The sequence below is a fragment of the Enterovirga rhinocerotis genome (assembly GCF_004363955.1).
GTDB classification, from domain to species: Bacteria; Pseudomonadota; Alphaproteobacteria; order Rhizobiales; family Beijerinckiaceae; genus Enterovirga; species Enterovirga rhinocerotis.
The window spans coordinates 220,449-247,257 of record NZ_SNZR01000015.1 but is presented as its reverse complement, the minus strand read 5'-3'; the positions used below and the strand labels follow the sequence as shown (position 1 = coordinate 247,257).

The following is a 26,809-nucleotide window of genomic DNA, read 5'->3' as shown; positions in this document are numbered from 1 at the left end:
AAAATGTACTATTGGACGGTGTCGCGGGACAGGCATACCGTCGCGACCAAGGTGCACGTCACGTTGCGCTGGTCCGGGAGGCGAATTCAGGATGACGCGATCACCGACGCGGCGGGACGTGGCCCGCCTCGCCCTCGTGGCCGTCGCCGGAGCCGCCGGGACGGCGCGCGCCCAGGAGGATTATCCCAGCCGGACGATCACCCTCGTCGTCCCCTACGGCGCCGGCTCCAGCACCGACATCCTCGCGCGCGTGATGGCGAAACGGCTGTCGTCGGAATTGGGAGGCAGGGTCGTCGTCGAGAACCGCGCCGGCGCTGGCGGCACGATCGGCAGCCTCGGCGTCGCCCGCTCCGCACCTGACGGACACACGCTCGTGATGGGGACGATATCGTCGCATTCCATCAACGCCTCGATGATGGCGAAGATCCCCTACCGCGTGCTCGAGGATTTCGCGCCGATCTCACTGGTCGCCTATTTTCCGAACGTTCTGGCGGTCAACCGGGACTTGCCGGCCAACACGATCGGGGAACTGGTCGCCCTCGCCAAGGAGCGTGGCGGTCTCAATTTCGCGACGGGCGGCGTCGGTTCGTCCGGACAGTTGGCCGGCGAACTGCTCAAGCTCCGAACGGGAGCCCTGCTGAACCACGTTCCCTACCGGGAGATCGGCCAGGCCATCACGGACACGATCGCCGGTCGCGTGCCGATCGTGATCTACCAGGTGCCGTCGCTGTCCTCGCTCATCGAGAGCGGACAGATGAAGGCGATCGCGGTGCTCGCGCCCGACCGCACGCCCCTCCTACCTACGACTCCGACACCCCGCGAGCAGGGGATCCAGGACTTCGACGCAACGGCATGGATGGGGCTGTTCGGCCCGGCACGGCTTCCGCCACGCATCGTCGACCGCCTCCAGACGATCATTGCCACCGCCGCGACCGATCCGGACCTGACGGGGCCATTGTCGAAACAGGGTTTCACCCTCGTCGGCAGCGACCCGGCCGCGTTTCGACGGTTTCTCGAAGCGGACATCGCTAAATGGGCGGATGTCGTGAAACTCACAGGGGCGACGATTGAGTAAGGACATGACGGACGACATCGTTCTGCTGCGTGAGATCGCCCATTCCCGCTCCGGCGAGAAGGGCAATAGCTCGATGATCTCCGTCATCGCCTATGACGAGGGGGACTATGACCTCCTGCGCCGACAGGTGACGGTCGAGGCCGTCCGCGCCGTCTTCGGACCGATCACCAAAGGGGCCATCACGCGGCACGAAGCGCCCGGTCTCGGCGCCCTCAACTTCGTGCTGGAAGAGGTCCTCGAAGGCGGGCGCTCGCGCACCCTCGCCTTCGAGGAATCCGGCAAGGCGCTCTCGTCCCTGATGCTGACCTTGCCGATCCGGGTCCCGGCAAGCCGCCGGCGCGCGAAGACGGCCGCGGCGCCCCTCGCCCCACCACGACGCCGATCCGGCAAGTCGATCCGGCTCGGCTCGGCGACGGCGTGGTCGCGCGATCGCTTCGAGCCGGCGAGCGATCTCCTGGAGCGGGCCGGCCTCGACTATCTGTGCTTCGAGACCATGTCCGAGGTCACGATGAGCGCCGCCCAGGCCGCGCGCATCGAGGACGCGTCGGCGCCGCTCTACGACCCCTATCTCGTCGCCCGGATGGCACCGATCCTGCGGCAGGCGAAGACCCAAGGCGTCCGGATCATCAGCAACCAGGGCTGGCTCGACCCGGTCGGAGCGGCACGTCGCCTCGTCGAACTGGCCGAGGAGCTTGGCCTGGACGATCTGCGGATCGCGGCCGTCGAGGGCGGCATCCTGACGGACCGGATCACCGAGATCGGGGCCACCTTCACCGAGACGGGCCGATCCGTCGGCGAGAGCCGCGACGCCGTCGTCTCGGCCGAGGCCTATATGGGGGCCGCCGGCATCGTGGAGGCCCTGGCGAACGGCGCCGACGTCGTGCTGACGACGCGCGTCGCCGATGGCTGCCTTTATCTCGGACCGTTGATGCACGAGTTCGGCTGGTCGCCCGACGACCACGAGCGCATGGCGCGAGGCATGATCATCGGGCACCTCATGGAGTGCGGCGCGCAGATTTGCGGCGGCTACTTTGCCGATCCGGGCTTCAAGGAGGTGCCCGGCCTGGCCGATCTCGGCAACCCCATCGCCGAAGTCGCAGAGGACTGGGCGATCCTGTCGAAGCTGCCCGGCAGCGGCGGATCGCTCACGCCCGCCACCTGCAAGGAGCAACTGCTCTACGAGGTCGGCGATCCCGCGGCCTATTACTGCCCCGACTGCGTCGCCGACCTGACGGGCGTGCGCTTCGAGCAGGTCGCACCCGACGAGGTGGAGGTCGCGATCGACCTCTCGGGATCACGGGTCCGACCACCGACCCTCAAGGTGCTGGTTGGGCTGCGGGAGGGCTTCATGACGGAGGAGATGGTCATCTTCGCCGGCCCGGGCGCTCTCCGGCGCGCCCAGGCGACACAGGCGCTGCTGGAAGAGCGCTTCCGCAAGATCGATCTCAAGGCCGACGATCTGCGCTTCGACTACCTCGGGCTCAACGCCGTTCACCGGGAGGCGACCCCGCCCTCGGATACGGAGCCCTACGAGGTGATCCTGCGTGTCGCGCTGCGCACCTCCAGTCGCGCCGAGGCCGACAAGCTTCGGCGCGAGATCGATCCGCTGGCTGTGAACGGCCTCTCCGGGACGGGGAAATGGGCCACGAGCTCTCCGGGCTCGCGCGTGCGACCGGTCGTCGGGCTCAATTCCTGTCTGGTCGATCGATCCATCGTTCCGACACGCGTCACGATGATGCGTTCTTCAGCCAAGGAGCACGCATGAGCGCCGCCGCCCTGTTCCGTATCGCCGTCGCCACGCTCGCCTTCGCAGGCGTATCGACTGCGCATGCAAACGATGCCTGGCCCGGACGCCAGCCGATCATGATGCTCCTCCCCGCCGGCCCGGGCGGGTCTTCCGACGCGCTGGCGCGGCTGCTGGCGGAGCAATTCGGCACTCGTCTCAAGCAGAGCGTCGTCGTCCAGAACCGGCCCGGCGCCGCCGGCAATATCGGGATGGCGCAGGCGGCGCGCGCGCGTCCCGACGGCTACTCGATCGCGCTTTCCTGGACCGGCCCGATGGCGACGAATCTCGCCCTGTACCGGGATGTAGGGTTCGATCCGAAGCGCGACTTCGCTCCGATCGGAATGATCGGGTGCACCCCGAACGTCCTCGCCGTCAGCCAGGCCAGTCCCATCGGCTCGCTGTCGGGTTTCATCGACCATGCCCGGAGCCGCGCGGGCTCGACCTTCTACGGGTCGGCCGGGATCGGAAGCTCCTGGCATCTCGCGGGCGAAATGGTCAATCGCAAGGCGTCGAACGGGCTCGTCCACGTGCCGTTCACGCAGCCGGGCCAAGCGCTCACGGAGATGCTCGGAGGTCGTCTGGACGCCATCTTTCCGGTTCTTCCGATGACGGTGCCTCACGTCCGGGCGGGCACGATCCGTGCACTCGCGGTTTTCTCGAAAGCGCGCTCGACCGTTCTTCCGGAAGTGCCGACCACGGCGGAACTGGGATACCCGGACCTCGTCAGCGACACCTGCTTTGCGCTTCTGGCGCCGGCTGGGACACCCGCCGACATCATCGGCCGTCTGAACTCCACATTGGCGGAGATCGTCGAGATGCCTTCCATGAAGGAGCGCATGAGGGATCTGGGCCTCACGGTGACGACCGGCGCGCCCAGCCTCCTGACCGACTATCTGTCCGAGGAAATCCCGCGGCAGGCGGCTCTCGTGGCGGCGTCGGGCGCGAAGGCGGACTGAATTCGCAGACATCGGGAGCAGGCCCTGTGCCGGGCCGACGTCGAGACCTGGACGAAACGGGTCTTTGCTCCTGAGCGGGACGATGGCCCGGTGCGGGTCCTGGCCAGGCTTTCGGCAGGATGTCCCGCTCCTCGCGCAAGACATCCTGGATGCCCCCCCGGCAACGAAGCCAGTGCCAGGGCCGGCGGACGTGACAGCTGACGAGCGGGCCCTCGCATGGCAGAGGCAACGATAGCTGAACGGGATGGTTGGCCGTGGCGATCGACCTCAAGAAAATCCGCTACTTCGTCGCCGTGTTCGAGGAAGGGAGTTTCACGCGTGCAGCGCGGCGCGAGAACGTGGTCCAGCCTGCGCTGTCCGTGCAGATCACGCAGCTCGAGCGCGAATTGACGGTCAAGCTCCTGGAGCGCTCGGCGCAGGGTGTCCGTCCGACGCTCGCGGGAGAGCGGTATTACCGGTTCTGCACCGAACTCCTTCGCAGCTTCGACGCGGCGACGCAGGAGATGCGCGACCTCAGCGGGCGCGTCACGGGTCTCGTGCGGATCGGGGTCATGCCCTCCATCTGCCATGGCCCTCTCGTCGGCGTCCTCGATCGCTATCTCACGCTCTATCCCGGCGTCGAGCTGCGTCTCCTCGAAGGGTTCAGCGGAACGCTCGCGGATGGCGTCGCGAGCGGCCAGCTTGATCTTGCCATCTGCAATCGGCCCGTTCCCTACACCCAGCTCACCTACAGGCACCTCGTCAGCGACCGTTTGATCCTGATCTCCGGCGCAGCCAAGAAGCTGCCGCGCTGGAAGCCCGTCCGGCTCGATGCCGTCCCGGACCTGAAGCTGGTGCTGCCCTTCCCCATCCACGCGCAGCGGCGCCTGCTCGACGAACACATGGCGACGGGCGCCATCAAGCCGGCCCGCATCCTCGAGATCGACGGCATCTCCGCCAGCCTGAATTTCGTACGCGCCTCGGATTGGTCGATCCTGCTGCCGACGATCGCCATCATGAACGAGGTGCGCTCCCGCAACCTCATCCTCAACCCGCTCGCGCATCCCGTGCTGGGCTCCGAGATCTACGAGATGCACCCGTCCGACACGCCGCTGACCCTGCCCGCCCAGAGGTTCGTCGAGTTGCTGCAGGAGGGCCTGTCCCAGATCCCGGACCGGCTCGGCAAGTTGGACCGCACCTACAGCCCCGGCGAGAACGCTCCGGAGTGATATAGCCAAAAACGATAGAGGGCATCATTCCTTATCATTTGATCTCATACTCGGCCCGCGGCTAGGCTGTGCTTCGGATCGGGACCGCCTGCCCAAAATGGGCGGCCCGGCCGAGGAAACGTTCAGGGAAAGGGGCAGCCTTGGCCGTCCGGACCCATCGCCATTCGCACAAGGCCGTCGTGATCGGCGGCTCCGTGGCCGGCCTGTTCGCCGGCAATTTTCTCGCGCGCCAGGGATGGGACGTGAGGATCTACGAGCGGGCGCGCGAAAGCCTGGCCTCACGCGGTCTCGGGATCGCCTCGCACGGCGAACTGGAAGACCTGATCGTCGCGGCCGGTGCCACGGTTCCCTCGCCGCTCGGGATCGACGTCACGGGCCGCAGCGCCATCGACCGGCACGGCGAGACCATCGCGCGCTTCGACTATCCGCAGCAGCTTGCCGGATGGACCGGCGTCTTCCGCAGCCTCTCGGCGCGCTTTCCCGCCGACCGCTATCACAGCGGCTGGGAGCTCTCGGGCATCGAGCCGAGCGGCGGCAGAGCGCTCGCGCGCTTCTCGAACGGCGAGGCGGTCGAGGCCGACCTGATCGTCGGTGCAGACGGATTCCGCTCGTCGGTGCGGGCCGCGATGGCTCCGCACGTCCAGCCCCGCTATGCGGGCTATGTCGCCTGGCGCGGCGCGGTCGAGGAGGGCGCGCTCTCCGACGCCTTCCGCGCCGAGACCGTCAATCAGTTCTGCTTCTGCTTCCCCAAGGGGAGCGAGTTCATCGGCTATCCGGTGCCGGGCGACGACGGCTCGGCCGAGCTGGGACGGCGGCGCTACAACTTTCTCTGGTATTACCCGGTCGCACCCGGAGCCGGCCTGACCGATCTTCTGACCGATGCCCGGGGCGTCGTTCACGAATACTCGATCCCTCCGAGCCTCGTCCGGACGGAGCATATCGAGCGGCTCCAGGCGGACGCCAGGGACCTCCTGCCGACGAAGTTCCTCGAGCCCTTCTTCGCCGCCAGCCACTATCTCGTCCAGCCGATCTACGACGTCGAGTCGGAGCGGATCGGCTTTGACAACGTCGCCCTGATCGGAGACGCGGCCTTCGTCGCGCGCCCCCATGTCGGCGTGGGCGTGCTGAAGGCCGGGCAGGACGCCCGGGCGCTCGCCCAATGTCTCGCGCGCGACGCCTCGATCGCCGGCGCCCTTGCCGCCTACGACGCCGAGCGCCTGCCGGAGGGCCGCGCATCGGTCGCGGCCGGCCGGCATCTTGGCGCCTTCATCGAGCGCGGCCTCGACGGGCCCTGGACCGATCCCAGCCTCGATCTGCGGGTCGAGGACATCATCCGCGTCAGCGGACGTCCCGTGCAGAAGCGACAGGCGGCGATCGGCAACGCCCCATGAGCGGGGAGCGGCAACAGGAGGATAGGATGCACGGCACCGACAATCAGGCGACCCTCCCGCTCCCGTTCGATTCCGCGCGCCTCGACAGGCTCATGGACGAAGCCGGGATCGACGTCCTGCTCGCGACCTCGAAGCACAACGTGCAGTATCTGCTCGGAGGCCACCGGTCGTTCTTCTTCGACTACATGGACGCGATCGGCACCAGCCGGTACCTGCCCGTCCTCGTCTATCCGAAAGGCCGGCCGGAAGACGCCGCCTATATCGGCTCCGTGATGGAAGGTTTCGAGAAGGCGCTCGGTCGCTTCTGGCCGACCACCGCCCAGACCGCGAGCTGGGGCAGTCGCGACGCCATCACGCTGGCGAGCGAACACGCCGCGCGCATCGCCCCTTCGACGGCGGCGATCGGCATCGAGGCCGGGTTCCTCCCTTACGATGCCGGGCAGGTGCTGCAGGATGCGTTCGGCAACCGCCGCATCGTCGACGCCACGTTCGTTCTGGAGCGTCTGCGCATGATCAAGTCGCCGCAGGAGCTCGACCTGCTGCGCCAGGCGTCCGACGCCGTCATCGCGTCGATGGGCGCCGTTTTCGCCGCGTGCCGGCCGGGCATGACCAAGAACGACCTCGTGGCCAGGCTGCGCAGCGAGGAGGTCAGCCGAGGCCTCAACTTCGAGTATTGCCTCATCACCAACGGCACGGACATGAACCGTGCCCCGTCCGACCGGACGATCGCCGAGGGCGACATCATGTCGGTCGATTCGGGAGGCAATTATCACGGCTATATCGGCGACCTCTGCCGCATGGGCATGGTCGGCGAACCCGATAGCGAGCTCACCGACCTTCTCGGCTTCATCGAGGAGGTGCAGATGGCGGCGCGCAAGCCGATCCGTCCTGGCGTCCGCGGCGGGGAGATCTTCGCGGTCGCCGAACCGATCGTCGAGGCATCGGCACACCAGCGCTACACCGAGTTCCTGGCGCATGGGATGGGCCTCGTCAGCCACGAGGGACCGCGGCTGACCAGCACGGGGGCCGTGCCCTACGAGGGCTACGACGCGGACAGGCCGCTCGAGGCGGGCATGGTCATCTCCATCGAGACGACGATGAAGCATCCGAAGCGCGGCTTCATCAAGCTGGAGGACACCGTCGCCGTGACGGCGGACGGCTGGGAGGGCTTCGGCGACAGCCATCGCGGCTGGAACCGGGCCGGCGGGTAGGCGCCCCCCTGCGCCACAACGACTGACACGACAAAAGAAGATCGAGCAGAGGGAGTGGAGCGATGCTGAGAGCGGGACTAGGAACGCTTGCGCTTGCCGGCGCGACGATCATGTCGCCCATGGCGCAGGCCCAGGGAGCGACGGGCGAGCCGCTGAAGATCGGGGCGATCATCTCGCTCACCGGTCCGGGCGCCGGCCTCGGCAATCCGCAGCGACAGGGCATGTTGCTGGCGGAGAAGACGATCAACGCCGCCGGCGGCGTCAACGGGCGGCCGATCCGCATCCTGATCGAGGATGACGGCTCGAAGCCCGACATCGCCAAGAGCAAGGCCGAACGGCTCATGTACGACGAGAAGGTGTCGGCCATCATCGGGCCGTCCCTGACGGCGAGCACCGGCGCGGTCGCGGCCATCACCAACGCGGAGGGGCTGCCGACGCTCTGCTTCACGGGGCTCGGGCCCCGGATCGAACTGACCTACAAGTCGCTCTTCCACTTGCTTCCGGCGCAGGACCTCAACGCCAAAGCCATGCTCGAATATTCGACCAAGGAGCTGAAGGCGAAGAAAATCGGGATCCTGCACGACACCGGCTACGGGCAGGTCGTCACCAACCAGCTCAACGTGCACCGGCAGGCCTATGGCGTCGAGTTCGTCGCCATCGAAAAGTTCGAGGTCGGCGCCTCCGACGTCAGCGCCCAGGCCGCGAAGGTACGGGCCGCCTCCCCCGATGTCGTGTTCGTGATCGCGACCTCCGCCGTTCCGTTCCGGAACGCGCGGCAGGTGAAGATCGAACAGCCGATCGTCTCGGCGATCGGCTCGTCGACCTACGACTACGTGCGCGGCTTCGGCGAATATGCCGACAACATCATCTATCCGGAATTCGTCGTCGGCGAGCAGCCCAAGGACAACCAGAAGGCCTTCGTCGAAGCGTTCCAGAAGGAATACGGCTCGCTCCCGAAGAACTTCGAAGCCGCCGCCTGGGACAGCGTGCACATCATCGCGAAAGCCGCCGCGAAGGCCGGCCCCAAAGCCGGCTCGAAGGACCTCGCCGCCGCGATGCGCGGATCCTATCCGGGCGTGATGGCCACCTACGACTTCGCCAAGGACGACATGACCGGCATCGAATTGTCGAGCTACGTCTTCTCGAAGCTCGTCAAGGGCAAGTTCGAGCGCCTCTCCTTCACCACCAAGTAGATCGCTCCGGCGGCCGCCGGCCGCCGGCCGTCCTCTCGCGCCAGGGGGAGCGCCCGTGACGCTCACATTGCTGGTCCAGTCCGTGCTCGCCGGACTGACGAACGGCTTCGTCTACGGCCTGATCGGGCTCGGCATCGCCGTCGTCTTCCGTGGCGCGCGGATCATCAACGCGATGCAGGGAGACCTGGCGCTGATCGGCTCGGTCGTGGCCTACCTCATCGCGGTCTCGCTCGGCCTGCCGATGATCCTCGGCTTCCTCCTCGGGGTCGTGGCAGGCGGCGTCACCGGCTTCCTCGTCGATCGGTTGATGATCCGGCCGACGGCGAAGCGGCGGGGCACGGAGGATTCCTTCCTGCTCGTGACGTTGGGCGGCGCCTTCGCCGTCTCGGCGACCGTGCTTCTCTACTTCGGACGCGACTCCTATGTGCTTCCCGGGATCGGCGGCAACGCGATGGTCGACGTGTTCGATGCCGCGATGCGCGTGCACGCGATCTGGCTGATCGTGATCAGCACCGGCGTCGTCCTCGCCTTGCGCTGGTTCTACGCGAAGACCGCGATCGGACAGGCCATGCTGGCGGCCTCCATCGATCCGGAGGGCGCCCTCACGCTCGGCATCAATGTCGGCTGGATGCGGACCATGACCCTCGCCCTCGGCGGGCTTGTGGGCGGCCTGGCCGGCGTCCTCGTCGCGCCGCTCATCAACATCCAATACGAAATGGGCCTGCTGCTGACGCTGAAGGGCTTCGCCGCAGCGATCCTCGGCGGCCTCACGAGCCCCTTCGGCGCCATCTTCGGCGGCGTCATTCTCGGCCTGGTGGAGGCGCTCGCCGTGGTCACCATCTCGTCCGGCTACAAGGACGTCGTCGCGATGACGCTCCTCATCGCGATCATGATCGCGATGCCCCAGGGATTGTTCGGACGGCGCGGGAGGCTCGGAGGATGACGGTTTCTCCCGATACCCAGCGCGCCCGTGCCTGGACCTGGGCGATCACCGCGGCGGGTCTTGTCGTCTGGGCCGCCCTGCCCTGGTTCCTGAGCCGCGGGACGATCGACATCCTCGTCTTCGCGGGGCTCTACACGATCGCGGGGCTCGGCGTTTCATTCCTGCTCGGCCAGTGCGGGATCGTCTCCCTGGCGCAGAGCGGGTTCTACGGGATCGGCGCCTACGCAGCGGCCTACGGCACGACCGCCCTCGGCCTCCCCATCCCCGTCGGCATCATCGCCGGCATGGTGGTCAGCGGGGCGATCGCGGCGGCCGTCGGCATCCCCGTGCTGCGCCTGTCGGGGCATTTCCTCGCCCTCGCGACGCTGGCTCTGGCGATCATCGCGCACGTGCTGTTCCTCGAACTCGAGTGGCTAACCGGTGGAACGCTCGGGATCGGCGGCATTCCGCGCATCGCGCTCTTCGGCTTCACCTTCTCGACCCCGTTCCGCTTCTACTATCTCGTCTGGCCCTGTGCCTTCGCGCTCATCCTCTTCTATACGCTTCTCCTCAATTCCCGGACCGGCATCGCCTTGCGGGCGATGCGGGACGCTCCGGCGGCGGCGGCCGTCGCGGGGATCCCGATCACCTCGCTGAAGGTGCGCATCTTCGTGCTGAGCGCCGCCGTCGGCTCCCTGGCCGGCAGCCTGTTCGCCCATTACGTCTCCTTCATCAGCGTCGACAGCTTCGCCATCGACCGCGCCATCAGCTTCCTCCTCATCGCGGTTCTCGGCGGCGTGCGATCGATCCCGGGCACGATCGCCGGCGCCCTCTTCGTCACTGCGGCACCGAACTATCTGAGCCGCCTCGGCGACATCCACCCGATCCTCTTCGCAGTCGCGCTGATCGTGGCGGTGATCTTCCTGCCCGGCGGCTTCGGCGGTTTCGTCTCCTCGACATGGCGGCGGCTCACGGCTGGGCCGCGACCTTCCGCGACGGGAGGCCCGTGATGGGATCGATCCTCGAGGTCCGCGACGTCTCCCACCGGTTCGGCGGTCTCCAGGTCCTCAAGGGCGTCAGTTTCGATGTCGCGCCCGGATCGATTACCGGCCTCATCGGCCCGAACGGAGCCGGCAAGAGCACGCTGTTCAACATCATCTCGGGTTTTCTGACGCCGAGCGTCGGCGACATCGTCTTCCTCGGACAGACCACGACGGACCGGGGCATCGCCGCCCGGAGCCGCGCGGGATTGCAGCGGACCTTTCAGACGCCGCAGGTCTTCCGCGATCTCACGGTCCGCGAGAACCTGGTGGCAGGCTGCCACATGCGCGGACGCACCGGCGTTCTCGAGGCCTTCTTCGGCTTGCCGAACGTGCGGCGGGAGATGGCGGATGCGAGGCGCCGCGCCGACGAGATCATCGAGCGCTTCGATCTCGGCCCCTGGCGCGAAATCCCCGCGGGCGAACTTCCCGCCGGGCGCCAGCGGATGGTCGAACTCGCCCGCGCCGTCATGTGCGAGCCGAAGCTTCTGTGCCTCGACGAGCCGTCATCCGGTCTCAGCACCACCGAAGTGCAGACGCTGATGGAGACACTCGAGCGCCTGAACGCCGACGGGATGACGGTGCTTCTCGTCTCCCACGACATGAAGCTGATGGAGGTGACGAGCATGGTCCATGCCCTGTGCTTCGGCGAGATCATCGCCAGCGGCAGCCTCCACGCCATGCGGGAAAGCCCGCGTGTGCGCGAAGCCTATCTCGGCACCTGAGAGGCGGCGGACATGCTCGCAACGCATCAGCTGAGGGCCGGCTACGGCTCGGTTGCCGTGCTGTTCGACGTCGATATCGCGGTCGGCGCGGGCGAGAGCATCGCCATCATCGGGGCTAACGGCGCCGGCAAGAGCACCCTCGTGCGCGCCATCTGCGGCCTCATCCCGTCGATGGCCGGAACCATCGAGAAGGAGGGACGACCGATCCAGTCGCTACCGCCTCATGCACGGGCCGAGCACGGGGTCGCGGTCGTTCTGGAAGGGCGCCACCTGTTCGGCGAGTTGAGCCTCGAATCCAATCTCCGCATCGCCGAGACGCAGGGCAGCAAGCGGCGAAACGCACGGTTCGATTTCAGCTTCGAGGATGTCCTGGACCTCTTCCCCTTCATGCGCGGGCGGCTCGGCGCGCCGGTCGGCGTGTTCAGCGGCGGCGAACAGCAAATGGTCGCCATCGGCCGCGCGCTTCTTCTCAAGCCCGACCTTCTGATCCTCGACGAACCCTCGACCGGTCTGGCCCCCAAAGTGGTTCGGGAGATTGTGGCGGTCATCCAAACACTTCGCCAGAAAGGCATGAGCCTGCTGCTCATCGAGCAGCATATCGGCGTCGCCTCAGAATGCTCCGATCGCGCCTACGTCATGTCGCTCGGCAAAATCGTGAAAGAACTCGACAGCACCGATTGGCACGATCAATCCTTGCTCGCCGAGATTACGCAAGCCTATCTCGGATAGCCTCTGCGATCGACGGACGGCGATGCAACGGACGCTCGGCTGCTGCGGCGGCGCTGTCGCCCGTCATCGCAGACTGACGAACTTCACCTTTTGGTAGGGCTCGAGGATCTCGATGCCGCCCTCCGTGCCGTAGCCGCTCTCCTTCCAGCCTCCGAGCGGGACGTCCGGCGGATGGCTGACGACGTCGTTGATGCCGATGGCTCCGAACTGGAGGGCGTCCTTCAGGCGCTTCTGACGGGCCGCATCGCCCGTGAAGACATAGGCGGACAAGCCGAATTCGAGACCGTTCGCAGCCGCCAGCATCGCCTCCTCGTCCGAGAAGGGCAGGATCGGAGCGACGGGGCCGAAGGGCTCCTCGCGCAGGATGGCGGCCTCGTCCGGCACGTCCGTCAGGATCGTCGGCGCATAGAAGAAGCCACGATTGCCGAGGCGCTCTCCGCCCGCCGCGACGATGGCGCCGCGATCGCGCGCATCCTCGACCAGCTTCGAGACGGCCTCGACGCGGCGCTCGCTGGCGAGGGGCCCCATCTGGGTCTGGGGATCGAGCCCGTCGCCGACCCGCCAGGCGCGCGCATGCTCCACCATGCGGGCCGTGAAGCGGGCGCGCACGGATTCCTCGACGAAGAACCGCGTCGGCGAAAGGCAGATCTGGCCGGAATTGGCGAACTTGGCCCGGGCCAGGAAATCGGCCGCCTTCTCCGGATCCACGTCGCCGCACACGATGGTCGGCGCGTGCCCGCCGAGTTCCATCGTCACCGGCTTCATCACCTGCCCGGCGGCGGAGGCCAGCAGCTTGCCGACCGGGATCGAGCCCGTGAAGGTGATCTTGGCGACGGCCCGTGCCGGGATCAGGTAGGACGAGACCTCTGCCGGCTCGCCGAACACGATCGCGATCGCCGCCTGCGGCACGCCCGCCCCGAGCAGCGCCCTGGCCAGAGCGATCGCAGAGCCGGGCGTCTCCTCGGAGGGCTTGCAGATGATGGAACAGCCCGCCCCGAGCGCGCCGGCGAACTTCTTGGCCGCGAGCGCCATGGGGAAATTCCAGGGCGTGAAGGCAGCCACCACCCCGATCGGATGCGTCTCGACCTGGATCGACTGCGCGGCCTCGCGGCCCTGGATCATCCGCCCCGAGATGCGGCGGGCCTCCTCCCCTCCCCATTCGAGGAAATCGGCCGAGCGGAGCACCTCCGCCCGTGCCTCGGCGAGCGGCTTGCCCTGCTCGAGCGTCATCGTGCGGGCCGCGTCCTCCGCGTCGGCCCGCAGCAGGTCGGCCGCCTTCTTCAACAGGGCCCCGCGCTGCCACGGCGACACGGCGCTCCATTCGGCGAGGCCGCGTTCGGCCGCCGCCAGCGCCTCATCGAGATCGGCCCGCTCGGCCAGGGCAACGTCGCCGATGCGATCGCCCGTCGCCGGGTTGATGACGGCGAGGATCCTGTCGCGGGCACCGGCGCGCCAGCGCCCGTCGATCAGAAGGGGAAAGGTCACGCTCATGGCCCGTTTCGCGATCTCGTCATGGCAGGGATCGTGCCCGTCATCGCACAAGGGCGAGCCCGGCTGTCAAATCACGCCCTTCCGCTGCAGGGCATCGGAAGGACGACGGCGTGTATCTTTACTTCCCGGCGGCCATGCAAACCCAGCCGAAGCTTTGGGCCTTCATCGATCTGGCCAAAAGCTCACAAGGCCGGCAGCAGCTTTGCCGCCGCCCTGCGCAAGGTTATTACGAGTGCCAGGAGGCATCATGGCACAAGCAAGGAGCCTGACAGGACGGCGGCCGTTGGCATCGCTCGCTTCAAGCAAGACCAACCGCCCAGCCAGCTTGGCCGGCGCTAGAATGTTGCAAGTTCAGAGATGTTGGCCGAGAAAGCTTCGGATAAACTGAGCGATTTCAGTCGCATGGGTCTCGAGCGCGAAGTGTCCCGCATCGAGCAGATGGACGCGACCATCGGGCAAGTCACGTTTGTAGGCTTCGGCACCCGCAGGAATAAACGCTGGATCGTGTCTCCCCCGGATGCGCCGCCGCCAGCCTCAGTCCGACCGGCGCTCCGTAATCGAAAACGTAGAGCGCGTAACGCTCAAGCTTCAGCGCTTGCGTGAATTCATCGATCACCTTGGCAAGGTTATCGAACGTGTATTCGAAGCTCTCCCTGGATGGAGCCTTGGTGTAGCCAAAGCCCGGAAGGTCGGGAGCGATCACATGATATCGGTCGGAAAGGTGCGGTATGAGGTCTCGAAACATGTGGCTCGATGTCGGGAACCCATGCAGCAACAGCAACGTCGGAGCGTTCTTCGCGCCCGCTTCCCTGTAAAACACCTCCACATCGGCGACGCGCTCGGTTCGGTAGCTCACTGTCATTGCCATTCTCCGGTTTACGCGAATGAGCGCGTTAAGCTGCCACAACGCTCCGTCGCTTCAGCGTTCAAGCCGTGGTGGAATTGCGAGCATTTCAATCGCGTCGCTTATGGCGGTCGTCCCCGCGGTCACTTCGAGGATCAGTCGACTGAGGCTGGGAGCGTGCAAGAGGTGCACGATCGTCGCGGGCGATTTCTTTGTGTGCCTTGGCAAGGCCAAGATCGACCAGACCTATCCCAGGCTCGCCGGTGAGGGCGGGCGGACCTTTTGTGTTTTGGCTTCAATCACTTGAGTGCTTCATCGGTCAACATTCCGGGCCTCCTTGCGGAAGAGTACCGTTACGCGGTTTTTGCAGGCCGATGGCGTCGAAAGTGCTTATATTTCAGGGCACTAAGTTCGAAAAAAGTACCGTCACTGGCCTCGTCTGGCCTGACGGTACTTTCGTTTTTCCGGTTGATCAATGGGGGCGAGGCCCGTCGGCAAGGCGGCCGAACGCCATCCATGCCCACCGATAAATATCGATAGGAACAGAACGTTTTTATATTGTTTTCCGTGGGTTAGATCGTATCTCAGCGCAAATCCTGCGGCGTTCGGATAGGCCTGAATCACTCCCACTCGATCGTGCCGGGCGGCTTGCTCGTGATGTCGTAGGTCACGCGGTTGATGCCGCGGACTTCGTTGATGATGCGGGTGGCGGTGCGGCCGAGGAAGGCCATGTCGAAGGAATAGAAATCGGCCGTCATGCCGTCGACGCTCGTCACCGCGCGGAGCGCGAGGACGCGGTCGTAGGTGCGCCCGTCGCCCATCACGCCGACCGTGCGCACATCCGTCAGCACCGCGAAGGCCTGCCAGATCGTATCGTAGAGCCCAGCCTTGCGGATCTCGTCGAGATAGATCGCATCCGCCTCGCGCAGGATCGCGAGCTTCTCGGGCGTGACCTCGCCCGGGCAGCGGATGGCGAGGCCGGGGCCGGGGAACGGGTGGCGGCCGACGAAGGCGTCGGGCAGGCCGAGTTCGCGGCCGAGCGCGCGCACCTCGTCCTTGAACAATTCGCGCAGGGGCTCGACGAGCTTCATGTTCATGCGCTCGGGGAGGCCGCCGACATTGTGGTGGCTCTTGATGGTCACGGACGGGCCGCCCGAGAAGGAGACGCTCTCGATCACGTCGGGATAGAGGGTGCCCTGGGCGAGGAAGCCGGCGCCGCCGATCTTTTTCGCCTCCTCCTCGAAGACCTCGACGAAGAGCCGGCCGATGATCTTGCGCTTCCTCTCGGGGTCGCTGACGCCCGCGAGCTCGCCGATGAACTTGTCGGAGGCGTCCACATGGACGAGCGGGATGTTGTAGTGGCCGCGGAAGAGGCTCACCACCTGGTCCGCCTCGCCTTTCCGCATCAGGCCGTGATCGACGAAGACGCAGGTCAGCTGATCGCCGATCGCCTCGTGGATCAGCACCGCCGCCACGGCGGAATCGACGCCGCCCGAGAGGCCGCAGATCACCCGGCCGGAGCCGACCTGGGCGCGGATCTTGCCGATCATCTCCTCGCGATAGGCGGCCATCGTCCAGTCGCGGGCGAGACCGACGACGTTGTGGACGAAGTTCTGGAGGAGGCTCGCGCCGTCCGGCGTGTGCACCACCTCTGGATGGAACATGGTCGTGAAATAGCGCCGCGCCTCGTCCGTCGCGATGGCGAAGGGCGCATTCTCGGAGACCGCCTTGACGGTGAAGCCCTCGGGCAGGCGCGTGACGCGATCGCCGTGGCTCATCCAGACCGGATAGCGTCCGCCGACCTTCCAGATGCCCTCGAAGAGGGCCGACGGCTCCCGGATCTCGATATCGGCGCGGCCGAACTCGGCGGCATGGCCGCCCTCGACCGTCCCGCCGAGCTGGTGGGCGAGAACCTGCTGGCCATAGCAGATGCCGAGGATCGGCACGCCCGACTCGAACACCGCCTGCGGCGCGCGAGGGCTGCCCTCGGCCGGGACCGAGGCCGGCCCGCCCGAGAAGATGACCCCCTTGGGCTTCAGCCTCGCGAAGGCCTCGTCGGCCTTCTGAAAGGGGTGGATCTCGCAATAGACGCCGGTCTCGCGCAGGCGCCGCGCGATGAGCTGCGTCACCTGCGAGCCGAAATCGATGATGAGGATGGTGTCGTGGGACGGCGTCGCGATCATGCGGGCAGCTAAGGCATCGGGGCGCCCGACGCAATCACCGAACCGCGCCCGGCGCAATCTCCGAGCGAAGCAAGACGGGGATCAGGAGCCCGGCCGGCACTCGGCCAGGACCCGCGCGAGGGCCTGACGCGCGCCCCGCGCGCTCACGAGCGAGCGCGGCCCGTCGCCGATGGTGAACCAGATCTCTCGCCGCATCGCCGCCAGCAGGGCCGCGAACCGGCGCGCCTCGTCGCCCTCCGCCACGAGGCGTGTCTCCTCGACGGTCCATCGTCCGGAGCGGCTTCGTCCATCGATCTCGTAGGTCACGCGGACCCGACCCGTCGCGCCGGGCGGAGCCGGCGCGGCCAGCGCGCGCAAGCGGCCGCCCCTGCAACTGAGGCCGATCATCGAGCGGGTGGTGATGTCACCCGCGAAGACCATCGCGACACTCGTGCCGTCCTCGAGGGTCCCGCCGCTCACGCGCCAGGCAGAGGCCGACGCCGAAGGGGCGAAGACCGATGCAACGGATGCGCCGAGAGCGAGAACCAGGATGAGACGTCGCATCGCGCGGCTCTGGCCCAACATCGCGGCATCACCATGATGGCGGCGGCGGCCGGGATCGGACGTTCAGGCGTCCGTGTCCGCCCGCACATCCCGCCAGCTCAGCTCGACCTTGAGCCCTCCCAGCGGCGAACGGCCGAGATCGAGCGTCGCGCCCGTCTCCTCGGCGATATCGGCCGCAATCGCGAGGCCGAAGCCGGTCCCCGGAACGCTCTCGTCCCAGCGGCGGCCGCGCCCGATCCGGGCGATGGCGGCCTCGCTCATGCCCGGCCCGTCATCCTCGACGGTGAGGATGGATCGGCCCGCCCGATGCTCCGCGGCGATCCGCACGCGGCGGTGAGCCCATTTACGGGCATTGTCGAGGAGATTGCCGAGCATCTCCGTGACGTCGCCCTCCTCGGCCGGATAGGCGACGGAAGCCGGAATCACGACCTCCCATCGCAGCGAATCGGCCTCCGGCAGCCGGCGCAGAGCGCCGACGAGGCGCTCGGCCACGGGGGCGACGGGACAGGACCGCCGCCCGAGCGCACGCGCCGCGGCGACCCTCGCGCGGGCGAGCGATCGCTCGACCTGGCGTCCCATCAGGAGAACCTGCTCGTCGATGGCGCCCGAGATCTCCGGCCGCTCCCCGACGACCCGCCGCGCAAGCGCAGCGAGGACGGCAAGCGGCGTCTTGAGGCCATGCGCCATGTCGCCGGCCTGCATACGGGCACGGGCGAGCGCCTTGTCCTGGGCCTCGATGAGCTGGTTCAGGCCGTCCACCAGCGGCCGGACCTCGTCCGGCACATTCTCCGGCAGCGTCGCGCGGCGGCCCTCCCGGATGGCGCGAAGGTCGTCCCGCAAGGCGTGGAACGGGCGCAGCGCTCGCTCCACGAAGACCCACATGGCGAGGGCGAGGACGAGCCCCAACGCGCCGAGCGAGGGCACGATCAGACGCACGAATTCGGCCCTGCTGCCGGCGAGCTCGCGCCGGTCCAGCGCAACGGCGACGGCGATCGGGACGTCTCCGCCGGCCCGCTCGAGGGCGAAGAGGCGGATGACGGCGATGAGCCTCTGGCCGTCCGGGCCGGCGAGATCGAGGCGGCGCGACGCGGATCCGGCTTCCGGAACGGGCAGAGAGAGCTTGGCGTCCCACAGAGAGCGCGAGCGAAGCTCCGCCCCGCCCGGGGCGGCGATCTGCCAGTAGAGGCCCCCATATGGAGTCGCGAAACGCGGATCCGCCGGCTCCGCCGGGAGCGACAGGCTCCCCGACGGCGACAGCCTGACCTGTCCGGTGAGGTATCTCGCGGTCCGATCGAGATCGTCGGCCGTCCTGCGATCGAGGATGCGGTCGAAGATGAAGACGAGGCCGAACCCCGCCAGCAGGAGCGCGAGGGCGACGAGGCCGGAGGCCGCGAGGACCAGCCTCAGGCGAAGCGAGTGACGGCTCACGGGTCGTCGGACGGCCCGGCCCCAGAAGCGCCGGGGACGATGTAGCCATGGCCGCGGCGCGTTTCGATGATTCCGGCCCCGATCTTCCGCCGCAGACGCGTGAGCAGCGCCTCGATGGCGTTGACGTCGCGCTCGCTCGCGGCGTCGTAGAGGTGATCGAGCAATTCGCCCTGGCCGACGAGCCGGCCCTGGCGATGCAGCAGATAGGACAGGAGCCGGTATTCGAGCGCGGTCAGGCTCGCCGGCTGGCCCGCGACGCTGACGTCGCGCGTGCGCGTATCGAGTTCGAGCGCTCCGGCCTTCAGGATCGGCGAGGCATGGCCCGCGGTGCGGCGAAGGATGGCGCGAAGGCGGGCGAGCAGTTCCTCCATCCGGAACGGCTTGACCAGGTAATCGTCCGCCCCGGCGTCGATCCCGTCCACGCGCTCGCGCCAGCCGTCCCGCGCGGTGAGGATCAGGACGGGCAGCGCGACGTCGGCCGCCCGCAGGCGTCGCAGGACGGTCAGTCCGTCGAGACGGGGCAGCCCGAGATCGAGCACCATCGCGTCATAGGCCTCGACCTCGGCCTGGAACCACGCGCTCTCGCCGTCGCCGACCACGTCGGCGACATAGCCCGCCCGCTCGAGGCCGCCCTTGACGTCGGCCGCGATGGCGGGCTCGTCCTCGACGATCAGAATGCGCATCGCCCCGGCTCAATCGTCGTCATCGTCGTCGTCGTCATCGTCCTTGTCGAGAATCGCGAGGGTCCTCGCGTCGATCTTGACCTCGCGCCGCTTGCCTGCCGGCGTGAGAATCTTCAACTCGTAGAGCCAGCGCCCCTTCTTCCGCTCGAGTTCGACCGAGACGACGTCGCCCGGCACGGCCGCGCGCGCAGCTGCGAGGACCTGATCGAGGGGCCGGATCTCTCCGCGCTGCATCGCCCTCCGCGCGGCGTCCTGGTCGACGGCGCGCGCCGCGGTCGCCGGCAGCACGAGGCAGGCCAAGAGGATGACGAGGAGGCGGAGGGTGGACATCGGTCGTCGAGGATGGCGGATCGTGGCTGACGGGACGCTGACGGACGGCGTCAGGCTCGCGGGGGCAGAGCCTGTCAGAAGAGCGCCATCGCAACCAGACGAGGCCCATCATGACCATCAGGACCACCCTTCTCGCCGCCGCCCTCCTCGCCGGAAGCACGGGGATCGCGCTCGCCGGCGACGACCGGCCCGGGCCGGACTGGATGCCGATCGACCAAGCCTACCGCACGCTCACCGAAGCCGGCTACCGCGACATCCGCGAGATCGAGGCCGATGACGGCCGCTGGGAGGCCAAGGCGACCAAGGACGGTGTGGCGGTCAAGGTGAAGGTCGATCCCCGCAGCGGCGCCATCGCGGCCAAGCGGAAGGACTGACGCGCAAGCGCGACCGTCGCCGACCGGCGAAGGTCGCCTTCTTCTCGGCCGACAATCCCGCAGCGCGGATCGTCGGCCACCATGCCGGCGACGACAACGGCCCATGATGGCGCCATCATCCTTTTTTGTTTGGCGCCCGCGACTTCGTCGCGCACTCTCGGTCCTCCTCCCGGAGACCGCGAATGCTTCTCGTCGGCATGCTCGACAGCCCCTATGTCCGCCGCACGGCGATCACAGCGACAGCGATGGGGCTCGATATCGAGCACCGATCCGTCTCGGTGTTCAGGCACATGGACGCGTTCGGCGCCATCAACCCGCTGCTCAAGGCGCCGACGCTCGTCTGCGACGACGGGACGGTCATCGGCGAATCCGCCCTCATCATCCAGCATTTCGAGGATGTCGCCGGCACGTCGCTCCGGCCCGCGGACGCAGCGGCTCGGCGGCGGGACCTGTCGCTGACGGCGACCGGGATCGTGGCGGCCGACAAGGCGGTCGCGATCGAATACGAGCGCAAGCGGCCGGACGCATACCGGTATCCGCCCTGGCAGGAGCGCATCGCGGCTCAGTTCGGCACGGCTCTCGGGCTGCTCGACGCCGCCGCGGAGCGAGGCGACCTCCAAGCCGGGCCGCAGCTTCGCACGGCCGACATCATGGCGGCCGTCGCCTGGGGCTTCTACCGCTTCGTCATCCCCGACCATGCGGAGGACGAGCGCTGGCCGGCCCTCGCCGCCCTGGCCCGCGGCTGCGAGCAGCTCGACGTCTTCAAGCGGTGGCCGATCGATCGGTCATGACGGGAGCGGCCGGGGCCGCCCTTTCGGCGCCCCCGCCCTCGCTTCGTCCGGCAGCGGCCCGTCAGGCCGCGCGGGAGGCGACCATCGCGTCGAACATGGCCTTGCCGTCCGTTCCGCCGACGATCTCGTCGACGAAATTCTCGGGATGCGGCATGAGGCCGAGCACGTTCAGCTTCGGCGAATAGATGCCGGCGATGGAATTGATCGAGCCGTTGCGGTTGGCGTCCTCGGTGACGCGGCCTTCGCCGTCGCTGTAGCGGAAGGCGACGAGCCCCTCCCCCTCGAGCCGCGCCAGCGTCTCGCGGTCGGCCGTGTAGTTGCCCTCGCCATGCGCGACGCAGATGTCGATCGCCTGGCCCTTCTCGTAGCCGCGCGTGAAATCGGTATCGGCCCGCTCCACGCGCACGCTCTGGCGGTGGCAGATGAAGCGCAGATTGGCGTTGCGCATCAGGACGCCCGGGAGCAGGCCCGATTCGCACAGGATCTGGAAGCCGTTGCAGATGCCGAGCACGAGGCCGCCGCGCGCCGCATGGGCCCGGACGGCATCCATGATCGGAGCGCGCGCAGCGATGGCGCCGCAGCGCAGATAGTCGCCGTAGGAGAAGCCGCCTGGCAGGACGGCGAGATCGGTGCCCTCCGGCAGCGCGGTGTCGGCATGCCAGGCGGTCGAGACCTCGGCGCCGGAGCGCCGCAGGGCCCGCGCCACGTCGCCGTCGCGATTGGAGCCGGGGAAGAGAAGAACGGCCGCGCGCATCGCGCCTTACCCTTCCTTCGAGCCGGGCGCCGCCTTGCCCGCGCCGTTCCTGATCGCGATCCGGTAATTCTCGATCACGGTGTTGGCGAGGAGCTTCTCGCAGGCCGCCTTCAGGGCGGTCTCGGCGGCGGCCTCGTCGGGCGCGTCCAGTTCCACGTCGAAGACCTTGCCCTGGCGCACGCTCGTGACGCCCTCGACGCCGAGCGACGTCAGCGCGCCCTCGATCGCCTTGCCCTGGGGGTCCAGGACACCGGTCTTCAACGTCACGGTCACTCGGGCCTTCATGCTCGTCTCACTCTCGCGTCGCGGCCTCTCTAGCAGGCTGTCGGGCACAGGTACATGAGTCGCGCCCGCGAGGGCGGGGGGACTGCCAAAGCTGGCATTCCCTCGAGGCGAGCCACGGGTCAGGCCGCCTTGCGGGAGGGGGATGGTACCGCGCGGCCCATTTCATGGGCGCCCGCTTCAAATCGGCTGGCCTCACGGTCGGCCCGCTTCGGGTCCTCGAGCAGAAGCGCGTCGCGGACGCCAAGCTCAAGCGCTGCGACGATTGGCTGATCGGTCTCTGACCACGTCAAGCAGACGATCTTTACTCGGCTGCAAACTACATACCCCCGCGCGAGCCCGCGCTCTGGAGCTGTGAGTAGTCCACTTGGCAAAAGCTTGTCAGCTGGAAATGCGTGTAGGCAACAAAATTTCCAGAATTGGCATCTCGCCAAGTTTGAATTATTGTTCCCCCCTGACCTGGAATTCGCCCGTAGGTACGAGCCATAAGCGCCTTTAGGGAGTTACAGTCCGCGCTTTTTGGTGTGAGGACCACCCGGGTGAGACGGTTCTGGGAGAATTTAAATTCGGCCCGAAAGCCTATGCCAGAAGATTGGTAGCTGCCTACTAACTGGATAATGCCGGTTGAAGTATCTGCTTCTGGGCGTCGCCACGGTTTGATGCCGCCGCCAGCCTCAATCACTTGGGCAGGGCTCATCCCCCACCGCGTGTACTGCCAATCAGCGATTGCCGGCCCCGCCATCACCAAGGCCACCGTCAGCAGAACCCAGCGCATCGCCATCCCCCACCTTTGGACGAGAGGGAGCAATCGGCAGCGCGAGAGTCAACGGCATATCAAGCCCCAAGAGCAGCTGTGATCTTCCGGAGGGTGTCCTCCGAGGGGTTCCGACGACCGGCTTCGACGTCGGAGAGGAACCCCTGCTGAATGCCGGCGGCTTCGGCCACCTGCCTCTGAGTCAGGCCCTTGCCTTTACGGAGGCCGCGCAAGAAGCCGGGCCGCTGGTAGTAGGCGGCCATCTCCTCGCTTGTCAGACGTCGATCCTCTCCGCTGTCGAGCGCGGCCATCGCCTCGTCGAAAGCGGCGACGTCGGCTGCATCCTCAGGGTCGTTGGCGGCAAGGAGCGCTTCATAATCGGCGAGGGCGAGCACGACCATCTTCTCGCCATTCGGGGTCTTGAACATCACGGGCTTGCCCATCTCTGCATCTCCTAACGGTAGGTCGTCGTCTCGCGTTTGCCGACGTAGACCGTGAGGACGGTCACGCCGTCATCCGCGAACAGCACCCGGTAGCGGCCAACGCGAAGCCGGTAACCGTCACGGCCCTGAAGGCGCTTCACGTCCCCCACGCCGGCGATCGCGTACATCGCCAAGGCCTCCTCGATCGTCGCCGAAACCGCCGCCGGAAGCGCATCCATTTGCCTGGCGGCAGCGGCGGTCAGGACGATCGTCTTCATGCGATAATATCGCCAATATCCGTTATTTCTTCAATAGCGATATCGCTACAGTATCGCACCAGCGGGCATACCCTTTCACGCTCTCGGATATCGACGCGACGCTGAGCCGGGGCGATCACGGAGACGGAAGACACCGGAGCTGATCTGGATACGATCCGATCGGCAGCGGGCCATAGCCAGGTGTCGACGACGATCCGATTTTCGCGTGGAGCAGTCGGGAAGTCCCGATCGGTGGCCTTGAAGCGGGCGGCCGCGCAGAAGCGGAACAAGACCTAGAACCGGTCCTGGGGAACGCGGCTGGGAACGGAGCTCGACGGCAATCGCCAAACGAGCTGACGCTTCAATGGGTTAGTTGGAGCGGGTGATCGGGATCGAACCGACGACATTCAGCTTGGGAAGCTGACGTTCTACCACTGAACTACACCCGCGCTCCCACGCGCCGTCCGGCGAGCGGCCGGTCTGTGGAAGTCCGGCATGTCGATAGCACGAAATCGCGCGCCGGCCAGCCCCTCTGCTGCGCCGTGTCAGTGGATCGCGATGAGCGATTTCGTGAGGCCGAACACGCGCTCGCGCTCGATCCGGGCCTCGGGAAACAGCTCGGCCATCTCGCGCGCATCGACGAGGGAGGCGTCGTCGAGGATGCGGTGGGCTTCGTCGAGCGTCTGCGCCTTCGGATAGAAGCCGAGCGCCCGGCGCATCACGAGGCCGCGGCGCCACATCCGCGGCATCCAATGGATCGCGGGGGTGCGGAAATGCGGCTCGACCGGAAACCAGTAGTTCGGCGTCTGCACGAAGTAGCGGGGCGCGAGGCGGCGCACCTCGTTGGCCATGCGCCGCTTCTGCTCCCAGCCGCCGACATGCTCGATGACCGAATTCGAATGGACGATGTCGAAGGAGCCGTCCGCCATCTCCGGCAGGCTGCAGGCATTGCCGGCGAGGCTGACGAAGCGGGCATCCGGCACCGGCTCCTCGGCGAGATTCACCAGCGTGATCTCGATCGGCCGGTCGCGCCATGCCTCCTCGAGGCCCTTCCAGTAGGACACCCCGCCGCCGAGATCGAGCACGCGGACGCGGTCCTGCTCCTTCAGCACGTCGTCGACGAGCGCGAGGAAGGCGGCGAAACGGCGCCGGCGGAAGGCATTGCCGTAGACCGCCTTCTCGCGCGACGCCTGATCCTTCCACAGCAATGTCGCGATCATCGATGAACTCCTGTTACGAGCCCTGGCAGGCTGGGCGGCGGAGCCAGTGCCGCACACGGCCTTCCAGGGCGGGATTGTCGCGCAGCCAGGCTTTCGCGCGGGTTTCGGCGAGGATCGGCAGGCCCAGCGGCGTCAGGGCCCGCACGAGATCGACGAGCGGCCGGGGCTCGACCATGAACCGGCGCTTATAGTCGAAATTGCCCACGCTGAAATCGAAGTTCCTCACGCCCTCGGCATGAAGATGCGCCATGGCCTGGATGATGACCAGACGGCCGGGCGAACAGTTCGACCAGACCGGGTCGGCGTCGTGGCTCACGCGGATCATGGTGAAGGCGTCGCCGTGCCGCAGCCCCATCAGGGCCGCGACGACGCCTGTCTTGGCCGTGAGGCACAGCAGCACCACACGCTCGCCGCAGGGGTCGCTTTCGACGAGGCGCCGATAGAAATCGGCGGCACTCGGCTCGTCGAGCCAGTAATGCTTGCCGACGATCTGCATCCGGATCGGCTGCTGGTGCTCGATGGCGGCCAGGAGCTCGCGCCTCGCATCGAGGGTGCTTGGGACGTTGAAATGAGCACCTTCATGCCGCGTGAAGACGCGCCACGACCGCTCGAACTCCTTGCGCATCACGCGCTTCAGGGTGCCGCGCAGATACTCGTCGAAACTGTCGCCGACCTGCACGAGATTGCTGTTGAGACGGCTCGGCACGGTCGGCAGCAGCGCGAAGGGGTTCGGCACGCCCTCGACCTCCGGCGGCATCTTGCGGAGGTCCAGGACGTCCGCGGGCGGCAGGGCGCGGCGCAGCGCGCGAAGCAGGCGCTCCGCCCCCGCGGCGTCGCGCGGCGAGGCGGGACCGATGATCGGCGCATTGGTGTCGACGAGGTCGAAATCCGCAAATCCGATCGTCCGAACGGCGCCCCGGCGCGTGCGCACCAGCGGAAGATGCAAAGCCGCCTCGCCCGTGCGCGCATCGCGGATGGCGACGAGCAGCGGGTCGATCCCCGGCCGCGCCGCCATCGCGGCATACCAGGCCTCGAGAACGGGCACGTCCTGGAACGGCGTCTTGGCTCCTCCCCGTCTGGCCGCGGCCCACGACTCCGCGCCCGCATCCCAGTCGCGCTCGATCTCGACGCGATACTCGGACGTTGGGATCGCCAGATCGGGCAGGACCGCCGCGACCGCCATGTCAGGCAGCCGCCTTCAGGTCGACGATCCCGCCGAGATGCTGGTCGTCGAGGCGGAAATCGACCGTGCGGCCTTCCGTGCGCTTCTTCTTCGCCCAACTCGTCTGGCGCATCACCTTCTGGAACACCGCCTTCGCCCAGAAGGATGCGCCGCCGGTCTGCCTGCCGAGCCCGTCCATCCCGAAGCGGTGCCGGAGAAGGCCGTTGGCGAGATTGATCGTCTGGAGGCGCCGGATCTCCTCGGTGACGTATGACACGGTCATCGAGACGTTGAGCGTGTCGAGGTTCTCGACCCGGTGCGGCGCGTTGAGCGGCCAGGCGAGCATCTGGCCCGGCTCGAGATCGTAGGGCACCGCATGCTCCTCGTACCAGTCGGCATAGGGCATGCTGACCTCGATATCGTTGACGGCGATGTCCTCGAGATGGCGCGGCGTCACGAACGGCGCGGCCGCCGGATAGACGTGGACGCGCTTGCGGCCGGCGATCTGCCAGAGGCACTGGCCGGGCAGATCGGTGTGATAATAGACCTGCGCCGAGGGCGAGGAGATGAGGATGCCGGCGGTGCGGGTCGGGGCGGAGAAGCCCGGCACGCGCTCGGAGAGTTCCGCGAAGACCTCGTCGAGCATGTCCTTATAGGCGCGATCGGCGCTCGTGATGTCGCGCAGGTTCAGCCACATGCGCCCGTTCGCGATCGCGTCGATGACCTGACGGCCACCGAGCGAGCCGATCTCGCCCTCGCGCCAGAACCGCTTCGATTCCCCTTTCGCACCCATATGGACGAGGCTGTAATTGGCGCGGGGATAGCGCGAGATCAGGTCGGCGAGACCGTCCATCGAGAAGAGCGGCAGCTGATGGAGCCTGTGTTCGAGGCGCAGCGGCTGGTTCTCCCAGAGCGCGCTCGCCTTCTGCGGCCAGGACGTGAAGATCGGATCGCTACGCATCGCATCCTCCTCGGATCGGCCCCTTCCGGCACGGAGCGTTCCCGATCCGGACAGGCTGTCCCACGATGGATCAGGCAACGGGCCGGACGTCGTC

The 26,809-nt window shown here is 67.4% G+C and carries 28 protein-coding genes, 1 tRNA gene and 1 pseudogene; 14 read left to right on the top strand and 16 right to left on the bottom strand.

Features of this window, described 5'->3' with window-relative positions; translation table 11 throughout:
- Positions 1-91 precede the first annotated feature (91 nt).
- From EV668_RS20120 to EV668_RS20070, 11 genes are all read left to right on the top strand, one after another.
- Positions 92-1,075 (top strand): Bug family tripartite tricarboxylate transporter substrate binding protein, encoded by a 984-nt coding sequence (locus tag EV668_RS20120; RefSeq protein WP_133773474.1) that lies wholly within the window; start codon positions 92-94, stop codon positions 1,073-1,075.
- Positions 1,076-1,079: 4 nt separating this feature from the next.
- Complete coding sequence (locus EV668_RS20115) at positions 1,080-2,840, top strand: acyclic terpene utilization AtuA family protein (RefSeq protein WP_342636843.1); 1,761 nt, start codon at positions 1,080-1,082, stop codon at positions 2,838-2,840.
- Entirely contained in the window at positions 2,837-3,817 is a 981-nt protein-coding gene (locus EV668_RS20110) for a Bug family tripartite tricarboxylate transporter substrate binding protein (RefSeq protein WP_133773472.1), read from the top strand. The genes EV668_RS20115 and EV668_RS20110 overlap by 4 nt, the downstream gene beginning before the upstream one ends.
- A 254-nt stretch (positions 3,818-4,071) precedes the next feature.
- On the top strand, positions 4,072-5,025 hold the full coding sequence (locus EV668_RS20105) for a LysR family transcriptional regulator (RefSeq protein WP_166652567.1): 954 nt from the start codon (positions 4,072-4,074) through the stop codon (positions 5,023-5,025).
- A gap of 140 nt (positions 5,026-5,165) precedes the next feature.
- Entirely contained in the window at positions 5,166-6,416 is a 1,251-nt protein-coding gene (locus EV668_RS20100) for an FAD binding domain-containing protein (RefSeq protein ID WP_166652566.1), read from the top strand.
- A 26-nt stretch (positions 6,417-6,442) separates the two neighbouring features.
- Positions 6,443-7,627 (top strand): M24 family metallopeptidase, encoded by a 1,185-nt coding sequence (locus tag EV668_RS20095; protein WP_133773466.1) that lies wholly within the window; start codon positions 6,443-6,445, stop codon positions 7,625-7,627.
- 62 nt (positions 7,628-7,689) lie between these two features.
- The gene (locus tag EV668_RS20090; protein ID WP_133773464.1) at positions 7,690-8,820 is read left to right on the top strand and encodes an ABC transporter substrate-binding protein; all 1,131 of its coding nucleotides are present in this window, start codon (positions 7,690-7,692) and stop codon (positions 8,818-8,820) included.
- 55 nt (positions 8,821-8,875) lie between these two features.
- A complete protein-coding gene (locus tag EV668_RS20085) occupies positions 8,876-9,763 on the top strand; it encodes a branched-chain amino acid ABC transporter permease (RefSeq protein ID WP_133773463.1) in 888 nt (295 codons plus the stop codon).
- Complete coding sequence (locus EV668_RS20080; RefSeq protein WP_133773461.1) at positions 9,760-10,752, top strand: branched-chain amino acid ABC transporter permease; 993 nt, start codon at positions 9,760-9,762, stop codon at positions 10,750-10,752. The genes EV668_RS20085 and EV668_RS20080 overlap by 4 nt, the downstream gene beginning before the upstream one ends.
- Positions 10,752-11,507, top strand: a complete 756-nt coding sequence (locus EV668_RS20075) for an ABC transporter ATP-binding protein (RefSeq protein WP_208111591.1) — start codon at positions 10,752-10,754, stop codon at positions 11,505-11,507. Before EV668_RS20080 ends, EV668_RS20075 begins: the two co-directional genes overlap by 1 nt.
- Positions 11,508-11,519: 12 nt before the next feature.
- A complete protein-coding gene (locus tag EV668_RS20070; RefSeq protein ID WP_133773457.1) occupies positions 11,520-12,236 on the top strand; it encodes an ABC transporter ATP-binding protein in 717 nt (238 codons plus the stop codon).
- 63 nt (positions 12,237-12,299) lie between these two features.
- Here EV668_RS20070 and EV668_RS20065 read toward each other — a convergent pair whose 3' ends face one another.
- On the bottom strand, positions 12,300-13,727 hold the full coding sequence (locus EV668_RS20065) for an NAD-dependent succinate-semialdehyde dehydrogenase (protein ID WP_133773454.1): 1,428 nt from the start codon (positions 13,725-13,727) through the stop codon (positions 12,300-12,302).
- A gap of 110 nt (positions 13,728-13,837) precedes the next feature.
- Here EV668_RS20065 and EV668_RS24920 point away from each other — a divergent pair, with 110 nt between their 5' ends.
- On the top strand, positions 13,838-13,996 hold the full coding sequence (locus EV668_RS24920) for a hypothetical protein (protein WP_166652565.1): 159 nt from the start codon (positions 13,838-13,840) through the stop codon (positions 13,994-13,996).
- Between the two features lie 82 nt (positions 13,997-14,078).
- Here the strand turns inward: EV668_RS24920 and EV668_RS20060 are convergent.
- The 6 genes and pseudogenes from EV668_RS20060 to EV668_RS20035 all read right to left on the bottom strand — a co-directional run bounded on the left by EV668_RS20060 (position 14,079) and on the right by EV668_RS20035 (position 19,738).
- Positions 14,079-14,589: pseudogene (locus EV668_RS20060) on the bottom strand (alpha/beta fold hydrolase).
- Between the two features lie 602 nt (positions 14,590-15,191).
- Positions 15,192-16,754 carry a glutamine-hydrolyzing GMP synthase gene (guaA, locus tag EV668_RS20055; RefSeq protein WP_133773452.1) on the bottom strand — a complete coding sequence of 521 codons (1,563 nt, stop codon included), beginning with the start codon at positions 16,752-16,754 and terminating at the stop codon, positions 15,192-15,194.
- Between the two features lie 81 nt (positions 16,755-16,835).
- Complete coding sequence (locus EV668_RS20050; RefSeq protein ID WP_133773450.1) at positions 16,836-17,297, bottom strand: hypothetical protein; 462 nt, start codon at positions 17,295-17,297, stop codon at positions 16,836-16,838.
- Positions 17,298-17,360: 63 nt separating this feature from the next.
- Positions 17,361-18,725: a sensor histidine kinase gene (locus EV668_RS20045; RefSeq protein WP_133773448.1), complete on the bottom strand. Its 1,365-nt coding sequence runs from the start codon at positions 18,723-18,725 to the stop codon at positions 17,361-17,363.
- Positions 18,722-19,408 carry a response regulator transcription factor gene (locus EV668_RS20040; protein ID WP_133773446.1) on the bottom strand — a complete coding sequence of 229 codons (687 nt, stop codon included), beginning with the start codon at positions 19,406-19,408 and terminating at the stop codon, positions 18,722-18,724. The genes EV668_RS20045 and EV668_RS20040 overlap by 4 nt, the downstream gene beginning before the upstream one ends.
- A gap of 9 nt (positions 19,409-19,417) precedes the next feature.
- Positions 19,418-19,738, bottom strand: coding sequence for a PepSY domain-containing protein (locus EV668_RS20035; RefSeq protein ID WP_133773444.1), 321 nt, complete (start codon positions 19,736-19,738; stop codon positions 19,418-19,420).
- A 110-nt stretch (positions 19,739-19,848) separates the two neighbouring features.
- Between EV668_RS20035 and EV668_RS20030 the strand changes: the two genes are divergently transcribed.
- Together EV668_RS20030 and EV668_RS20025 are read left to right on the top strand one after the other, a co-directional pair.
- Positions 19,849-20,112 (top strand): PepSY domain-containing protein, encoded by a 264-nt coding sequence (locus EV668_RS20030; protein ID WP_208111590.1) that lies wholly within the window; start codon positions 19,849-19,851, stop codon positions 20,110-20,112.
- Positions 20,113-20,294: 182 nt separating this feature from the next.
- Positions 20,295-20,903: a glutathione S-transferase family protein gene (locus EV668_RS20025; RefSeq protein WP_133773440.1), complete on the top strand. Its 609-nt coding sequence runs from the start codon at positions 20,295-20,297 to the stop codon at positions 20,901-20,903.
- 61 nt (positions 20,904-20,964) lie between these two features.
- Here EV668_RS20025 and purQ read toward each other — a convergent pair whose 3' ends face one another.
- The 9 genes from purQ to EV668_RS19975 form a co-directional block, all read right to left on the bottom strand.
- Positions 20,965-21,657, bottom strand: coding sequence for a phosphoribosylformylglycinamidine synthase subunit PurQ (gene purQ, locus EV668_RS20020; protein WP_133773438.1), 693 nt, complete (start codon positions 21,655-21,657; stop codon positions 20,965-20,967).
- Positions 21,658-21,663: 6 nt separating this feature from the next.
- Positions 21,664-21,942, bottom strand: a complete 279-nt coding sequence (purS, locus tag EV668_RS20015) for a phosphoribosylformylglycinamidine synthase subunit PurS (protein WP_133773435.1) — start codon at positions 21,940-21,942, stop codon at positions 21,664-21,666.
- Positions 21,943-22,258: 316 nt separating this feature from the next.
- Entirely contained in the window at positions 22,259-22,714 is a 456-nt protein-coding gene (locus tag EV668_RS20010; RefSeq protein ID WP_133773434.1) for a hypothetical protein, read from the bottom strand.
- 59 nt (positions 22,715-22,773) lie between these two features.
- A complete protein-coding gene (locus EV668_RS20005; protein WP_245513327.1) occupies positions 22,774-23,136 on the bottom strand; it encodes a helix-turn-helix domain-containing protein in 363 nt (120 codons plus the stop codon).
- 11 nt (positions 23,137-23,147) lie between these two features.
- On the bottom strand, positions 23,148-23,393 hold the full coding sequence (locus tag EV668_RS20000; RefSeq protein ID WP_133773432.1) for a type II toxin-antitoxin system RelE family toxin: 246 nt from the start codon (positions 23,391-23,393) through the stop codon (positions 23,148-23,150).
- Between the two features lie 353 nt (positions 23,394-23,746).
- Positions 23,747-23,821 (bottom strand) — tRNA-Gly (locus tag EV668_RS19990).
- A gap of 96 nt (positions 23,822-23,917) precedes the next feature.
- Positions 23,918-24,592, bottom strand: coding sequence for a class I SAM-dependent methyltransferase (locus EV668_RS19985; protein ID WP_245513326.1), 675 nt, complete (start codon positions 24,590-24,592; stop codon positions 23,918-23,920).
- A 13-nt stretch (positions 24,593-24,605) separates the two neighbouring features.
- Positions 24,606-25,775, bottom strand: a complete 1,170-nt coding sequence (locus tag EV668_RS19980; protein WP_133773429.1) for a GNAT family N-acetyltransferase — start codon at positions 25,773-25,775, stop codon at positions 24,606-24,608.
- A gap of 1 nt (position 25,776) precedes the next feature.
- Positions 25,777-26,715: a hypothetical protein gene (locus tag EV668_RS19975; RefSeq protein WP_133773427.1), complete on the bottom strand. Its 939-nt coding sequence runs from the start codon at positions 26,713-26,715 to the stop codon at positions 25,777-25,779.
- Positions 26,716-26,809 lie beyond the last annotated feature (94 nt).

Excerpts from the sequence above, each read along its gene's own strand:
- EV668_RS20120 (WP_133773474.1), top strand. The coding sequence starts at position 92 with ATGACGCGATCACCGACGCGGCGGGACGTGGCCCGCCTCGCCCTCGTG.
- EV668_RS20115 (WP_342636843.1), top strand. The coding sequence starts at position 1,080 with ATGACGGACGACATCGTTCTGCTGCGTGAGATCGCCCATTCCCGCTCC.
- EV668_RS20110 (WP_133773472.1), top strand. The coding sequence starts at position 2,837 with ATGAGCGCCGCCGCCCTGTTCCGTATCGCCGTCGCCACGCTCGCCTTC.
- EV668_RS20095 (WP_133773466.1), top strand. The coding sequence starts at position 6,443 with ATGCACGGCACCGACAATCAGGCGACCCTCCCGCTCCCGTTCGATTCC.
- EV668_RS20090 (WP_133773464.1), top strand. The coding sequence starts at position 7,690 with ATGCTGAGAGCGGGACTAGGAACGCTTGCGCTTGCCGGCGCGACGATC.
- EV668_RS20080 (WP_133773461.1), top strand. The coding sequence starts at position 9,760 with ATGACGGTTTCTCCCGATACCCAGCGCGCCCGTGCCTGGACCTGGGCG.
- EV668_RS20075 (WP_208111591.1), top strand. The coding sequence starts at position 10,752 with ATGGGATCGATCCTCGAGGTCCGCGACGTCTCCCACCGGTTCGGCGGT.
- EV668_RS20070 (WP_133773457.1), top strand. The coding sequence starts at position 11,520 with ATGCTCGCAACGCATCAGCTGAGGGCCGGCTACGGCTCGGTTGCCGTG.
- EV668_RS20065 (WP_133773454.1), bottom strand. The coding sequence starts at position 13,727 with ATGAGCGTGACCTTTCCCCTTCTGATCGACGGGCGCTGGCGCGCCGGT.
- guaA (WP_133773452.1), bottom strand. The coding sequence starts at position 16,754 with ATGATCGCGACGCCGTCCCACGACACCATCCTCATCATCGATTTCGGC.
- EV668_RS20050 (WP_133773450.1), bottom strand. The coding sequence starts at position 17,297 with ATGCGACGTCTCATCCTGGTTCTCGCTCTCGGCGCATCCGTTGCATCG.
- EV668_RS20040 (WP_133773446.1), bottom strand. The coding sequence starts at position 19,408 with ATGCGCATTCTGATCGTCGAGGACGAGCCCGCCATCGCGGCCGACGTC.
- EV668_RS20035 (WP_133773444.1), bottom strand. The coding sequence starts at position 19,738 with ATGTCCACCCTCCGCCTCCTCGTCATCCTCTTGGCCTGCCTCGTGCTG.
- EV668_RS20030 (WP_208111590.1), top strand. The coding sequence starts at position 19,849 with ATGACCATCAGGACCACCCTTCTCGCCGCCGCCCTCCTCGCCGGAAGC.
- EV668_RS20025 (WP_133773440.1), top strand. The coding sequence starts at position 20,295 with ATGCTTCTCGTCGGCATGCTCGACAGCCCCTATGTCCGCCGCACGGCG.
- purQ (WP_133773438.1), bottom strand. The coding sequence starts at position 21,657 with ATGCGCGCGGCCGTTCTTCTCTTCCCCGGCTCCAATCGCGACGGCGAC.
- purS (WP_133773435.1), bottom strand. The coding sequence starts at position 21,942 with ATGAAGGCCCGAGTGACCGTGACGTTGAAGACCGGTGTCCTGGACCCC.
- EV668_RS20010 (WP_133773434.1), bottom strand. The coding sequence starts at position 22,714 with ATGCGCTGGGTTCTGCTGACGGTGGCCTTGGTGATGGCGGGGCCGGCA.
- EV668_RS20005 (WP_245513327.1), bottom strand. The coding sequence starts at position 23,136 with ATGGGCAAGCCCGTGATGTTCAAGACCCCGAATGGCGAGAAGATGGTC.
- EV668_RS20000 (WP_133773432.1), bottom strand. The coding sequence starts at position 23,393 with ATGAAGACGATCGTCCTGACCGCCGCTGCCGCCAGGCAAATGGATGCG.
- EV668_RS19985 (WP_245513326.1), bottom strand. The coding sequence starts at position 24,592 with ATGATCGCGACATTGCTGTGGAAGGATCAGGCGTCGCGCGAGAAGGCG.
- EV668_RS19980 (WP_133773429.1), bottom strand. The coding sequence starts at position 25,775 with ATGGCGGTCGCGGCGGTCCTGCCCGATCTGGCGATCCCAACGTCCGAG.
- EV668_RS19975 (WP_133773427.1), bottom strand. The coding sequence starts at position 26,715 with ATGCGTAGCGATCCGATCTTCACGTCCTGGCCGCAGAAGGCGAGCGCG.